The organism is Streptomyces sp. NPDC101152, from assembly GCF_044768275.1.
In the GTDB taxonomy this organism is placed as follows: Bacteria; Actinomycetota; Actinomycetes; order Streptomycetales; family Streptomycetaceae; genus Streptomyces.
In genome coordinates, this window is record NZ_JBIWPO010000003.1 from 22311 (window position 1) to 35103 (window position 12793).

Here is a 12793-nt window from a genome sequence, read left to right on the forward strand (position 1 = left end):
GTGGGACGCGTCGCCGCCCTCGGCGAACGCTCAGGGGTGGCGGGTCTGGCCCTCGCCGGGGTGGTCGTCGTGGTCGCGGAGGCTCCCGAGGCGGTACGCCGGGGCTGGCGGAGCCTGCCTGACGACGTGGACCTGGTGATCCTGACCGCGGCCGCGGCCGAGGCGTTGGGGCCGGAACCGGGCGGGCCCACGAGCGGCCGCCCGCTGATGGTCGTGATGCCGCCATGACGCCCCCGGCCCCGGACCGGGCGACGGAAGCACTCGACCCGGTCCGGGCGGAGCTGCTGCGAGCCGCCCACGCCGACGCGGAGGCGGTCATGGACCGGGCCGAGCAAGAGGCCGCCACTCTGCTCGACCGGGCCCGCGCCGAAGCCAGTGCGATTCTCGAAGAGGCCCGCCAACAGGGCGAGGCGGACGGCGCGGCTGCGGCCCGCGACCGCCTCGTCAGGGCCCGCCGGGAGGCCAGGTCCCGCACGCTCGCCGCTCGCCGGGAGGCGTACGAGACACTGCGCCACAACACCGCCGTACGGGTCGGGAAAGTGCGCCGGACCGCCGAATACGCGGAGCTGCGGAAGCGGCTGGAGCGGCGGGCCCGCGTGCTCCTCGGGCCTACCGCCGAGGTGACCGAGCACCCCGGCGGTGGTGTGGTCGCCTGTACGCCGGGACGACGGGTCGACCTGTCGCTGACCGCGCTGGCAGACCGCGCCCTGGACCGCATGGGAGGGGAGGTACGGAGCCTGTGGGAGCCGTGACGGAGTCAGAGAGGACGCGTCGGCCGGCCGCCTGCCGGATCCTGCGCGTCACCGGTCCGCTGGTCGAGGTGGAGTACACGGGCGGCACCGCGATGTACGACCTGGTCTCGATCGGCCCCACCGGGCTGCCCGGGGAGGTCGTCGCCATCAACGACGACGTGGTCACCGTACAGGCGTACGAGTACACCGGCGGGCTCGCTCCCGGACAGACGGCGACGCCGCAGGGGCGGCCCCTGTCGGTGCGGCTCGGCCCGGAGCTGCTCGGCGGGATCTTCGACGGGCTGCTGCGTCCCCTGTCCGGGGCCGGCGACTGGCTGATGCCCGGCACCCGGGCCGCCACGGCCGGGGAACACACCTGGACCTTCACCCCCTCGGTGGCGCAGGGCGAGGAAGTCTCCGAGGGGCAGGCCCTGGGAGAGATCCGCGACGCCGGACCGACAGGGGTGAAGGTCCTGGTACCGCCCGGCTGCGGGGGTGCAGTGGAGCGGATCTCCGATGCCGGGAAGCTGACGGTGGACGCGGTGGCGGCCGTCGTGGGCGGCACCGAGGTGACCGCCGGTGCCCTGTGGCCGGTGCGCCGGCCCCGCCCCGTGCGAGAACGCGTGGACAGCCACGAGGCCCTGAACACCGGGCAGCGGGTGGTCGACCTGCTCTTCCCCGTGGCCCGGGGCAGCACGGTGGCGGTGCCGGGCGGGTTCGGGACGGGCAAGACCATGCTGCTCCAGCAGATCGCCAAGTGGTGCGATGCGGACGTCATCGTCTACGTCGGCTGCGGGGAGCGCGGAAACGAGATGGCCGATGTCATCACCGAGCTGGCGGAGCTCCAGGATCCGCGGACGGGCGGACGTCTCGCCGACCGCACGGTGACGATCGCCAACACCTCCAACATGCCGATGATGGCCCGCGAGGCAAGCGTGTACTCGGGGGTCACGGTCGCCGAGTACTTCCGTGACATGGGCCTGGACGTGGTGGTCATCGCCGACTCGACCTCCCGGTGGGCCGAGGCGCTGCGCGAGTTCGCCTCCCGTACCGGCGCGCTGCCCGCCGAGGAGGGCTACCCGGCCGGACTGGCCTCGGCGATCGCGGCCTTCTACGAGCGGGCCGCCGCCGTCACCACACTGGGCGGGTACCGGGGTTCGGTGACGGTGATCGGAGCGGTGTCGCCGCCCGGCGGGGACCTGACCGAGCCGGTGACCGCGCACACCGAGCGCTTCGTGCGCTGTCTGTGGACCCTCGACCGCGATCTCGCGTACGCCCGCCACTACCCGGCGGTTGCCTGGGCGGGGTCCTTCTCCCGGGACGTACCGGTGCTGGCGACCGGGCACCGGGCGGCCGGGGATCCGGGGTGGGAACGGCGCCGCGAGCGGGTGGGGGCGGTACTGGCGGAGGCCGACCGGCTGGCCGATCTGGTGGACCTGATCGGTATCGCCGCCCTGCCCTCGCGGGAACGGATCGGCGTGCTCGCAGGCCGGCTGGTCAGGGAGGGCCTGCTGCAACAGAGCGCGCTGTCGGAGCGGGACGCGTACTGCGGGCCGGAGAAGACCGTAGCCCTGGCGGAAGCCGTGCTGGCGGTCACCGACCGCTGCCGCGCGCTGGTGGACTCCGGGGTCCCCGCGGCCTCGGTCGAGGAGATCGACTTCGGTCCGCTGCTGCGCGCCCGCGAGGACACCGGCCCGCACGACGCGGTCGGGGTGGCGGCTCGGCGGGACGCCATGCTCGCCAAACTGCGTGAGGTGCGGTCGTGAGTCCGTCCGACGGCCTCGAGTACACGGCGGTACGTGAGCTGCGGGGGCCGCTCGCGGTCGTCCAGGGGGTCTCGGGGGTCGGCTGGGACGAGTACGCGCTGATCACCCTCGCCTCGGGTGAGCGCCGCCACGGCGTGGTCCTGGACGCCGACCGCGAACTGGCGGTCGTGCAGGTGCTGGAGGGGACCGCCGGCATGGACCCGGAGGGCGTCCGGGCGGCCTTCTCCGGCAGCCCGCTGCGTGTCCCGGTCGGCACGGACTGGCTGGGCCGGGTCTGCAACGGCCGGGGCGAGCCCCTCGACGGCGGCCCACCCGTCCTCGGCACCGGCACCGCCGGGGTGGGCGGCGCTCCCCTCAACCCCGTACGGCGCGAGCCGCCGTCCGAGCCGGTACTCACCGGCGTCGGTGCCGTCGACACCCTGACGACGCTCGTACGGGGTCAGAAGCTGCCGGTGTTCTCGGTGGCCGGGCTGCCGCACCTGGAGCTGGCGGCCCAGATCGCCGCTCAGGCCACCGTCGCGGGCGAGGCGTTCAGTGTCGTCTTCGCGGGCATGGGGCTCACCCACGCCGACGCCTCCTTCGTACGGGACGCCCTGGAGGAGCGGTCCGCGGCCGGGGAGCTGGTCCTGTTGCTGAACACCGCCGACGACCCCGTGATCGAACGGATCCTCACCCCGCGGATCGCGCTCACCGTCGCCGAGCACCTCGCCTTCGCGGAGGGACGGCACGTCCTGGTGGTGATGACCGACATGACGACGTACGCCGAAGCCCTGCGGGAGGTCTCGGCCGCCCGCGGGGAGATCCCCGCCCGCCGCGCCTACCCCGGCTATCTCTACAGCGACCTGGCCTCCCTGTACGAGCGCTGCGGCCGTGTCCGGGGACGGCCCGGGTCGGTCACCGTGCTGCCCGTGCTGACCATGCCCGCGGGTGACATCACCCATCCCGTGCCCGACCTGACCGGGTACATCACCGAGGGGCAGATCGTGCTCTCGCCCTCGGTGCACGCGCGGGGCGTGTATCCGCCTCTGGACGCGCTGTCCTCCCTGTCCCGGCTGATGCGCAAGGGCGCCGGTCCCGGCCGTACGCGCGAGGACCACCTCGACGTCGCGGCCCAGCTGCTGGCCGCCCTGGCCCGCGCCCGGCAGGTCCGTGACCTCGCGGACCTGGTCGGCGAGGCTGCGCTGAGCCCGACCGACCGCCGTTACCTGGACTTCGACGAGGCGTTCCTGCGGGACTTCGCCGACCAGCGGAGCGACGAGCCGCGCGCACTGGACGACGCGCTGGAACGCGGCTGGCGGACCCTGCTCACGCTGCCCCGCAGTCAGCTCTCCATGCTTCCGGCCCGACTCCTCGACGCCCGCGCCGCGAAGGATGCCGCCGATACGGAGGCGTCACGATGACCAGGGCTCGTCGTACGCCACCCGGTCGGGCGGGTCGGCTTCGGCTGCGCCACAGTCTCGACGTCGCCGAGCGCGGAGCCGACCTCCTGGAACAGAAGCTCCGCGTCCTGCGCTCCGAGCACGAGCGGCTGGTGAGCGCGGAGGCGACGGCCGCCCGCGCCTGGCGCGACCTGCTGGCCGAGGCCGAGCGCCACCTGCTGCGGGGGCTCCTCCTGAGCGGGGAACAGGCCCTGGACGCGGCTGCCGCAGGGATCGCTCCCGCCGAGGTCACGGTCCAGTGGACCACCTCCATGGGCGTACGCCACCCGGCGACGGCCTCCGTGTCCGTCCCCGCCCGTCCGTCCACCGCGGCCGCCCCTGCCAACACGGCTCTGGTGCACGCCGAAGCCGCTTACGCGCGTGCCGTGCGGGCCGCCGCCGAGTACGCCGCCGCCCGCACTGCCGCCGAGCTCGTGGGCGCGGAGGTGCTGAGCACCCGGCACCGGGTCCGCGCCCTGCGGCGCCACTGGATCCCCCGCCTGCGGCAGGCGCTCGACCACGCCGACCTTGCGTTGGAACAGGCCGAGCACGAGGACGGCGTACGGCGGCGGTGGGCGGCTCGGACGACAGAACGGTGAGCGCTCACCGGAAGGCGGCGTGGATCTCCTGTTCGGTCGCCGAGTGCGAGACCAGAAGGAGCTCGTCGCCGGGCACAGCCGCTCCGCCGGGCCCGGTACGGTCGGCTGTCCGTCGCGGACGATGGTGGCGACGACCGTGCCCTCGGGCAGGAGGACGTCTCCCAGGGCCCGGCCGCCGTCCTGAGGGACCAGCTCGCCGATGTTGTGGCTGAAGAGATGGACGAGGAACTTGCGGATGTTCTGGTAGACGGCCCCGCCGAGCCGGACGGCCGGCCACGTCGGCGCCCCCGGCCCCCATCGCCACACCGACGTCGGCGTGTGGGCGTCGTCGGCACCGTCCCCGGTGACCGCCGCCACCTCGCCCCGCCGCTGGAACGCGATGACCCCCCTCACCTTGTGCTCCGGGCTGACCCGGCACAGCAGCAGATCGGACGGTTCCGCGAGCAGCGCGTCGAGCTCGTCCTCGTCCATCGCGTCGAGCCAGGCACCCATCACCACGTCCGGATCGGGCCGCCGCAAACGGAGCAGCCGGATCGGAAGCAGAAGCGTCACCGACCGCCGCGCTCTTCTGCGTGCCGGTCGACGCGTCCGCACCGGTGCGCATCACGCGAACCTGTGAGGTGACCGGATCCTCGTCGCCGGTGTCACTCACCGGATCGCCCGGAGGGCCTTGGGTGGGGCTTCCATCACGGGCTCCAGGGTTTCGGGGGCGGGCTCGCCGGTTCGCCACCACGGAATCGGCGGTGCCTTGTCATCGTGTGCAGGCCCGGCGGATGAAACCAGGGCCGTCCGGGGCAGGTGAGGTGTCGTCCGGGCCCTCACACCGGGACGGTGATGACGGGGCAGCGGGCGTGGTGGAGCACTCCCTGGCTCACCGAGCCGAGCAGCATGCCCGTGAACCCGCCGTGCCCGCGAGTGCCCACGACCAGACCGAGAGCGTGTTCCGAGGCTTCGGTCAGGACCCGTACCGGGTGGCCGCGGATGACTTCGTGGTGCAGCTCCACTTCCGGGTACGTCGCCGTGCGGCCCGCGACCGTCTCGGACAGCACCCGGCGGCACTCCCGCAGCGCGGCGCCCTCGTCCAGGACGCCGAGGAGCGGAGGGTGCCACACATACATGGCCCTGAGGGCCGCGCCGCGCAGGGCCGCCTCCTCGAACGCGACATTCACCGCCGCCGTGGAATGCGGGCTGCCGTCGACGCCGACCACGAAGTACGCGGGCTGCTGCATGACGTGCTCCGGTTCCGGGACGACCGCGACAGGGCAGGGAGCGTGGGCAGTGAGCGGGAGCGCCACCGAGGCGGAGCCGAACAGTTCGCGCCGGGTGCTCAGGTGCCAGGAGCCCACCACGATCATCGAGGCGCTCTGCGCCTCCTCGCGCAGGACCCACGCGGGCTCCCCGTCCGCCAGTGACGCCGACACCTCCACCGCCGGCCGCCGGGACTCCACGAAGGCGACCGCCTCGTTGAGCACCCGTTCCCCGACGGACTGCAGCGCCTGGCTCCACTGCTCCCAGGCCGGCCGTGCCTCCCCCGACCGGTATCCACCGAAGAGCACTCCCCGGACGTGTACGAGCCGCAGCGGCAGCGCTCGCCGATCCGCCTCGTCGGCGGCCCAGGCGAGAGCCAGCCGCTTCGAGGGGTCGGGGTCGACACCCACGACGATCGGCCGACGTCCGTCCGCACCGCCCATGGCGCCTCCAGGTGATCTCCGCGCCGCCGTCTGTCCGCTCTCCATCCAGCCTCACCCGTTCCGCCGAGTGCCGCACGCCGCGGGCTCCCGGGCTCCTTCCGGCTTGGGCCGTGCCGTCGAGACCGTCCGGCCCGTGCGGCTCACCCGTGCCGGGCGGAGAGTGGAAGGAGGAACGCACGCGACACGAGGAGGCGGGAGCCATGTGGCACCGGACGGTGAGCGACCTCATGACCACGTCGGTGATCAAGGTGCGCCGGGACACCGGCTTCAAGGAAGTCGCCAAGCTGCTGGCCGAGCACGACATCACCGCCGTACCGGTCCTGGACGACGAGGAACACGCCGTGGGTGTGGTCTCCGAGGCGGACCTGCTGCGCAAGGAGGCCGCCCAGCTGGATCCGGCGGGCCTGCTGCCGGTCCTGCGTCCCGAGCCCGCGGACCGTGCGAAGGCCGAGGCCACCACCGCAGAGGGACTGATGAACAGCCCGGCCGTGACAGCCATGCCGCAGTGGACAGTGGTGGAGGCCGCCCAGGTCATGGAGCGCCACCACGTCAAACGGCTGCCGGTCGTCGACGAGGCCGACAGGCTGGTCGGTCTGATCAGCAGGGCCGATCTGCTCCGGGTCTTCCTGCGGAGTGACAGCGCCATCCGGGAGGAGATCTCGGGAGAGGTACTCCTGCGCACCCTCGGAATCCCGCCCGGCGCGGTCACCGTGCGGGTCGTCGACGGACGGGTGTCGCTGAAGGGCACCGTCGAGCGCAAGTCGCTCGTCCCGGTCGTCATACGCCTGTGCCAGGGTGTGGACGGGGTCGTCGACGTCTCCGCGGAGCTGCAGCACCGGGTGGACGACACCTCCACCGCTGGGGAGCCAGGGGCGTCACGCCACGCCGGACTGGCCACATGACCCGGACTCAGTACAACGTGAGCGATGTGATGACGCAGACGGTCGTGGCCGTCGGACGGGACGCGTGCTGGAAGGCGAGGGACGCGTGATCGGTGTCGTCTCCGAGGCCGATCTGCCGCCCAAGGAGGAGTTCCGCGACGAGGAGCAGAGCCTCTCCCAGCAGCGACAGCGCCTGGCCGATGTCGCCAAGGCCCTTACCGTGCACAGCGCGCGTGCGGCACCTTTACCTGCGGCCTCGGTTACCGCCGCTGCCGGTCATTGTCCCCTCGCAGCCCTGCGCCGGTCGAATTCGTCCCGGGCGCTGCCGATGGCGGCCATACCTCGTCGGTCGAAGCGGTCGGTCTTCCACACCGCCAGCGCCTTGACCTCACCGGCGATGACCGCGTTCATCGCACCTTCGAGCTTCACGCGACGGAACGCGGTGTCGGCCCGCAGCACACCGCCTGCGCTGACCACGTCGCACTGGCCGCGGTCGACCCGGATCACACGTCCGGGCAGCAGTCCTTCGGTGTCGTACGGGGCGAACGCGTCCGCCCCTGCGTCGTCCCAGCCGTGGGGGGTGAGCGCGGAGAAGTCGGAAGAGGCAGAGCTGGAAGTCAAGGGTGACCCTTCACAAGGGCGGCCCCCGGCAAGGGATCTGTGAGATCAGCGAGTCAGCCGACGGCCACGGAGGTGGACTTGACGAACCGGATGCGGGCAGCACCCTGCGCAAGGACAGCCATCGGTCGACACCTCCTCGTCTCTTCTCGCTTCGTGTGAAGCCGCCGCAACAGCAGCCCGTCGCGGCGGACGCACGTCAGCTGTTTCTCGTGCAGGCGTGGCCGTTGAGCGTGATGCCGTACGCCGGGGAGTTCCTGCCGCTCCAGGAGGCCAGGAAGCCGAAGGTGAGGGTGCCGTCGGCGCGGACGGACTTGTTGTAGTCGGCGGCGGTGGCGGTGACCCGGGAGTCGTTCTGCGCGAAGCTCGCGTCCCACATCTGGGTCACCTTCTGGCCGTCCCGGAAGGACCAGCCGACGCGCCAGTTGCCGAGGGCCTCGACGGTGGTGACGGAGACGGTGGCCTGGAAGCCGTCGGGCCACTGGTTGACCAGGTCGTAGGAGTAGGTGCAGGCGGCCGGGGAAGGGTCGGGCGAGCCGGTGGCGGCCGTGGAGGAGGACGTGCCCTGGGGTTCGGGGCCGGGGTTCTTGTCGCCGCCGGTCCGCGTCGCGGAGGCGGTGGGGGCATGGGTGAGGGTCGGGGAGGCCGTCGTAGGCCGGCCGGTGAGGCCCGGCAGGGACGGGCCGGGGGCCGCGACCGGGCTGCTGTCGGTCGGATCGCCGCTGGAGACGGCCTCGTTGGCGGAGCCGCCGAAGGGCATCAGCGACACGGCCAGCGCCAGCAGCGAGACCACCACGGCGGCGACGAGCAGGCCGTTGCGGACCGCCCGGGCGCGCTGGGCGCCGGCCCCCGGCTCGCCGCGGTCGGCGTCGGCGGGTTCCGGGCGCCCGGCGCCGAGACGGACCTCGGCGGCCCTTCTGCGGCGCTCCAGGTAGGCGAGGCCGCCCCAGCCGATCACGCCGCCGGCGAGGGCCGCGGGCAGTCCGCCGCCGTGCGGGCGCAGACAGGCGGCGGCCTCGGCGCAGTCCACGCAGGTGGCGAGGTGGCGCGAGAGGTCGGCGGGGACGTCGGCGGCGGGCGAGCGGGTGACCGCGTCCAGCAGCCGGGCGTAGCTGCGGCAGTCGGCACCCATCGGCGTGTCCAGGTGCGCGCGGTGGCAGCGGTCGCGGAACAGGCTGCGCACCTGGGCGAGTTCGTCACCGACGAGGGCCGGGTCGAGTCCGAGGCGCCGGGCCACCACGGACAGCGGCAGCGCCTCCACCTCGGCCAGCCACAGCAGTGCCGCGTCCGCCTCCTGGAGGTCACGCAGACCGCGCAGGGCGAGCGGGCGCTGCAACGGGGGCCCGGTGTAACGGGCGGCCTTGTCCGAGTTGAGCCACAAGCGCAGGTCGGGATCGAGGTCGTGCCCCTGACCGCCCTCCTCCCAGGCTGCCGCGGTGGTGCGTACGGCGGTCAACAGCAGCGGGATCATGGGGAGTCGGGAGCGGCGCCCGGCGCTTCTGGCGGTGGCGGCGTCGGTGACGCGGGCCTCACGCATGCCGAGCGCGAACGCCTCCGTGGCCAGTTGGGTCGCCGCTTCGGCGCCGGCGGTGCACAGATCGGCGTAGGAAAGAACCGCGTCCCAGCACTCGGAGAACAGCGCGGCCTCCGCGGCGTCCTTCGGGGTCGGCAGGTCGGGCATGGGTCTCCTGCATCCACGAGCGAGGTCAACTCACCTTATTGGCAACGGAGTTGTGGGGAACCTCGCGGGGGCCCGAGCCTTTCACAACGTCACCACAACTGACAAGCGCCCTATTCAAATCCTGTTACCGGCAGTCATGCAACGCCGACCGCCGGCGGACGCCGTACAGCCGCTCGCAGCGCACACCGGTTCCGCCTCCCCGCGCACTCCTCGTTGCTACGAGAGTTATACGGAAGGAACGCGGAGAAGTATCGATGGTGGCGGGGATTTGTTGAAACCGTCGCTCTGACCGCGCGTCACACGTCCGCCGGCTCCTGCGCCGGAAGGCTGTCCATGAACGAACTCACCGAGAAGACCGCGCGACCCGGTCCGGGCGGGCCGTAACCGGGAGGCGAGGACAGGCCGAAGTCCTCCATCGTCTGGCGGTAGGCCTGCAGCAGCCGGATGTGGTACTCCAGCGGCGCGCCCTGGGGGTTGGCCTTGCCGAGCGGTGTGGTCGGCTCGGGGCACCAGGTGGTGAAGCGGGGCGTGATGCCGTGCGACATGAAGAACCGCAGGCCCTCGGTGGTGGAGGCGATGGCCTCGTCGACCGTGGTGAAGCCGAAGGGCTCGGCCATCTCCACGCCGGCCACGAAGTTGGGGATGACGTTGCGCGCGCCGAAGACCTCCGCCGAGTCGAGGATGCGCCGGTGCCACTCGTCACGGCCGACGTAGCGCTCCTTGCCCGGGCAGTACATCTTGAACAGATACTCGTCCCACACCTCGTAGTTGGGGTGGTAGATCTGCACGCCGTAGTCCTTGAACCGCTGCACGTCGTCGCGCGGCAGCGCCTGGGCGACGACCTTGCCGATCCAGCGGCCCGGGAAACGCTCCTCGATGGCCTTGGCGTAGTGACCGTAGAAGTCGGCCTCGTCGCGCCCGGAAACCGTTTTGGTGATGGCTCCACCGGTCAGCGTGTACGCGGTGGAGGTCTTCTGGGTGTCGTACCGGTCGATGATCTCGAGGGCCTCGAGGACCTCCTCGACGTCCTTCACCCCGGTGTAGGGCCGCCCGGCCGCCTTGTGCTGGCGCCAGTTGTGGTTGATGTCGCAGTACTGGCACTCCTCCTTGGCGCCGAAGTACTGGCAGACGCGGAAGACGGTGAGGTAGATGAGGTAGCCCCACTGGATGGTCGGGGCGACCTCCATGACCGACTTCCCGTTGGAGAGGGTGTGCCGGTAGTACTCCGGCATGGGCGGCACACCGACGTCGGAGACGCGTTTTCCGTCGAGGTAGAGCCCGAGAACGCCTTCCTCGTCCGCGGCGACGCGGTACGGCGAGGACGGGTTGACCCGCACCGACACCACGGTCCGCCGCAGGTCGTACGGTCCGCCGGTGAGGATGATCTCCTCCGGGGGCCGCCGCAGCGCGGCCTCGCCCAGTTCCGGCAGGGTGCCGTGGTCGAAGGAGAAGATGAAGTACGACTTCGGCTTGACCTCGCCGCTCTCGTTGTCGCTGAGAGCGGACGGGTCGAAGGCGACGCCCCCTCGCAGCAGGTCCTCCTTGAAGACGGCTTCCCGCGGTACCTGCGGGAACCGTTCCATCAGATCCTCGACCAGCGCGGTACGGCTGCCCATCCCGATCTCTCCTCCCGGCTCAGGCGTTCGACTCCTCACGGTATGCCCTCGCCCGCGCGTCAGCCGTACCGGGTCCCCGCACGGCGGGCGACATGTTCTGGTACGGGGGCTTCCGCCGGGAGCACAGGGTCGGGTACGGGCGCGCCCCAGGCCGAGGCCAGCGGCAGGGTCCCGGCCCACAGACCCAGCTCGGCGTCGGGTCCGTCACCGTCGTCCGGCGCGCCCGTGCGGATCTTGACCGAGGCCTCCTCCAGCGAGAGGGCGAGCAGGGTGGTGGCGGCCAGCTCCTTGCGGTTCGGCCGGCGGGCGTACGACCACTGGCCCGGCGCCGCGTGTTCGGTGAGCAGGCGCAGGGCCTCCAGCTTCTCCGCCGGGTCGGTGACCGTGCGGGCCTCGCCGTGGATCATCGCGCTGCGGTAGTTGACGCCGTGCTCGAAGACCGAGCGGGCCAGGACCAGGCCGTCGACATGGGTGACGGTGACGCAGACGGGCGTACCACCGGCGAGGCTGCGGCTGGCCACCGAGCCGTGCAGGTACAGCTGCCGCTCGTCGCGGCCGTAGACGGTGGGCACGACCAGTGGCCGCCCTTCGACCACCACTCCGAGATGGCAGACGAACCCGGCGTCGAGGATCGCGTCGAGGTCGGCCCGGTCCGGGCTTCCCTGCTCGCGGAGCCGGCGGTGCCGGGTGAGGTCGGTCAGGGGCAGGGCGGCGGGCAACGGGTCGTGAGCCATGAGGCCGCAGGCTACGCCTCTCTCTCCAAGGCCTCCGGATCCACCCGGTACGCCAGCCCCTCCCCCGCCACGAACCGTTGCGCCTCCTCCGCCACCGCCAGCCCCAGGCGGGCCACCTCGTTGCCCTGGGAGCCGGCCAGGTGCGGGGTCACGAAGGCGTCCGGGAGGTCGTGGAGCGGGGAGTCGGCCGGCAGGGGCTCGGGGTCGGTCACGTCGAGGACCGCCGTCATGCGCCCGGCACGCAGTTCGGCGACGAGGGCGTCGTGGTCGACCAGGCCGCCGCGCGCCGTGTTGATCAGCACCGCCCCGTCGGGCATCAGCGCCAGTTCGCGCCGGCCGATCAGGTGCCGGGTCTCGGCGGTCTCGGGGGCGTGCAGCGTCACGATGTCCGAGCCGCGCAGCAGGTCGTCGAGCGCCAGCAGCGGTACGCCGAGCGCGGCGGCGCCGGCTTCGTCGACGTAGGGGTCGGTGAGGCTCACCCGCAGGTCGAAGGGGCGCAGCAGGTCCAGCAGGCGGCGGCCGGTGCGGGAGGCGCCGACCACGCCGACCCGGCGGCCGTTGTTGCCGATGCCGGGGACGAACTCCCAGCCGGGAAAGGCGCGTTCGGTCCGCAGGCGCTCCCGGGCGGCGAAGGCGTCCTTCCCGGCGAGCAGGATCGCCGCGAGGGTGAACTCGGCGACCGGGACCGCGTTGGCGGCCGCCGCGGAGGAGACCTCGATGCCGCGCCGCCAGACCTCGGGCGTGACGAAGCCCTTGACCGACCCGGCGGAGTGCAGGACGGCGCGCAGTTTCGGGGCCGCGTCGAGGGCGGCGGTGTCCAGGCGGGGGCAGCCCCAGCCGGTCACGAGGATCTCCGTGCGGGCGAGGACCTCGCGGAGCGCGGGATCGGTGAGGTCCTGGGCGACCAGCGCTGGATCGAGGTCCTGGCCGCCCGCAGCCGGGCCAGCACCTGAGCCGGAAACACCCGGGGAACGTTTTCGGCGGTCATGGCGAACAGCGCCTGGGGACGCTCGGGCAAGGAAGGGCCCTCCGGCTCGGCGGCATGGATGACGGAAATC

11 protein-coding genes and 2 pseudogenes are annotated in these 12793 nt (G+C 72.6%); 6 read left to right on the plus strand and 7 right to left on the minus strand.

What is annotated here, in order from left to right:
• From ACIRVK_RS04795 to ACIRVK_RS04815, 5 genes are read left to right on the plus strand one after another with little or no spacing between them, the layout of a single operon-like run.
• Positions 1 to 228, plus strand: coding sequence for a hypothetical protein (locus ACIRVK_RS04795; protein ID WP_404243957.1), 228 nt, complete (start codon positions 1 to 3; stop codon positions 226 to 228).
• Positions 225 to 752, plus strand: coding sequence for a hypothetical protein (locus ACIRVK_RS04800; protein WP_404243958.1), 528 nt, complete (start codon positions 225 to 227; stop codon positions 750 to 752). Before ACIRVK_RS04795 ends, ACIRVK_RS04800 begins: the two co-directional genes overlap by 4 nt.
• On the plus strand, positions 749 to 2497 hold the full coding sequence (locus ACIRVK_RS04805; RefSeq protein WP_404243959.1) for a V-type ATP synthase subunit A: 1749 nt from the start codon (positions 749 to 751) through the stop codon (positions 2495 to 2497). The genes ACIRVK_RS04800 and ACIRVK_RS04805 overlap by 4 nt, the downstream gene beginning before the upstream one ends.
• On the plus strand, positions 2494 to 3897 hold the full coding sequence (locus tag ACIRVK_RS04810; protein ID WP_404243960.1) for a V-type ATP synthase subunit B: 1404 nt from the start codon (positions 2494 to 2496) through the stop codon (positions 3895 to 3897). The genes ACIRVK_RS04805 and ACIRVK_RS04810 overlap by 4 nt, the downstream gene beginning before the upstream one ends.
• Entirely contained in the window at positions 3894 to 4514 is a 621-nt protein-coding gene (locus ACIRVK_RS04815; RefSeq protein WP_404243961.1) for a V-type ATP synthase subunit D, read from the plus strand. Before ACIRVK_RS04810 ends, ACIRVK_RS04815 begins: the two co-directional genes overlap by 4 nt.
• Positions 4515 to 5332: 818 nt before the next feature.
• Here the strand turns inward: ACIRVK_RS04815 and ACIRVK_RS04820 are convergent.
• Positions 5333 to 6205: a universal stress protein gene (locus tag ACIRVK_RS04820; RefSeq protein WP_404243962.1), complete on the minus strand. Its 873-nt coding sequence runs from the start codon at positions 6203 to 6205 to the stop codon at positions 5333 to 5335.
• A 200-nt stretch (positions 6206 to 6405) separates the two neighbouring features.
• Here ACIRVK_RS04820 and ACIRVK_RS04825 point away from each other — a divergent pair, with 200 nt between their 5' ends.
• Entirely contained in the window at positions 6406 to 7107 is a 702-nt protein-coding gene (locus tag ACIRVK_RS04825; RefSeq protein ID WP_404243963.1) for a CBS domain-containing protein, read from the plus strand.
• 7 nt (positions 7108 to 7114) lie between these two features.
• Here ACIRVK_RS04825 and ACIRVK_RS04830 read toward each other — a convergent pair whose 3' ends face one another.
• The 6 genes and pseudogenes from ACIRVK_RS04830 to ACIRVK_RS04855 form a co-directional block, all read right to left on the minus strand.
• The gene (locus ACIRVK_RS04830) at positions 7115 to 7312 is read right to left on the minus strand and encodes a hypothetical protein (RefSeq protein WP_404243964.1); all 198 of its coding nucleotides are present in this window, start codon (positions 7310 to 7312) and stop codon (positions 7115 to 7117) included.
• Positions 7313 to 7521: 209 nt separating this feature from the next.
• Positions 7522 to 7707: pseudogene (locus tag ACIRVK_RS04835) on the minus strand (GTPase RsgA); the annotation flags it as partial.
• 196 nt (positions 7708 to 7903) lie between these two features.
• Positions 7904 to 9385 (minus strand): cellulose binding domain-containing protein, encoded by a 1482-nt coding sequence (locus ACIRVK_RS04840; RefSeq protein ID WP_404243965.1) that lies wholly within the window; start codon positions 9383 to 9385, stop codon positions 7904 to 7906.
• A gap of 296 nt (positions 9386 to 9681) precedes the next feature.
• Complete coding sequence (locus ACIRVK_RS04845) at positions 9682 to 11001, minus strand: radical SAM protein (protein WP_404243966.1); 1320 nt, start codon at positions 10999 to 11001, stop codon at positions 9682 to 9684.
• A 59-nt stretch (positions 11002 to 11060) separates the two neighbouring features.
• Positions 11061 to 11735, minus strand: coding sequence for a pyridoxamine 5'-phosphate oxidase family protein (locus ACIRVK_RS04850; RefSeq protein WP_404243967.1), 675 nt, complete (start codon positions 11733 to 11735; stop codon positions 11061 to 11063).
• A gap of 11 nt (positions 11736 to 11746) precedes the next feature.
• Positions 11747 to 12753 (minus strand): annotated as a pseudogene (locus ACIRVK_RS04855) (hydroxyacid dehydrogenase).
• Between the last annotated feature and the right edge of the window lie 40 nt (positions 12754 to 12793).

Bases quoted from the DNA above. Each gene is read 5' to 3' on its own strand.
- ACIRVK_RS04820 (WP_404243962.1), bottom strand. From the start codon at position 6,205: ATGGGCGGTGCGGACGGACGTCGGCCGATCGTCGTGGGTGTCGACCCC.
- ACIRVK_RS04840 (WP_404243965.1), bottom strand. From the start codon at position 9,385: ATGCCCGACCTGCCGACCCCGAAGGACGCCGCGGAGGCCGCGCTGTTC.
- ACIRVK_RS04800 (WP_404243958.1), top strand. From the start codon at position 225: ATGACGCCCCCGGCCCCGGACCGGGCGACGGAAGCACTCGACCCGGTC.
- ACIRVK_RS04850 (WP_404243967.1), bottom strand. From the start codon at position 11,735: ATGGCTCACGACCCGTTGCCCGCCGCCCTGCCCCTGACCGACCTCACC.
- ACIRVK_RS04845 (WP_404243966.1), bottom strand. From the start codon at position 11,001: ATGGGCAGCCGTACCGCGCTGGTCGAGGATCTGATGGAACGGTTCCCG.
- ACIRVK_RS04825 (WP_404243963.1), top strand. From the start codon at position 6,406: ATGTGGCACCGGACGGTGAGCGACCTCATGACCACGTCGGTGATCAAG.
- ACIRVK_RS04815 (WP_404243961.1), top strand. From the start codon at position 3,894: ATGACCAGGGCTCGTCGTACGCCACCCGGTCGGGCGGGTCGGCTTCGG.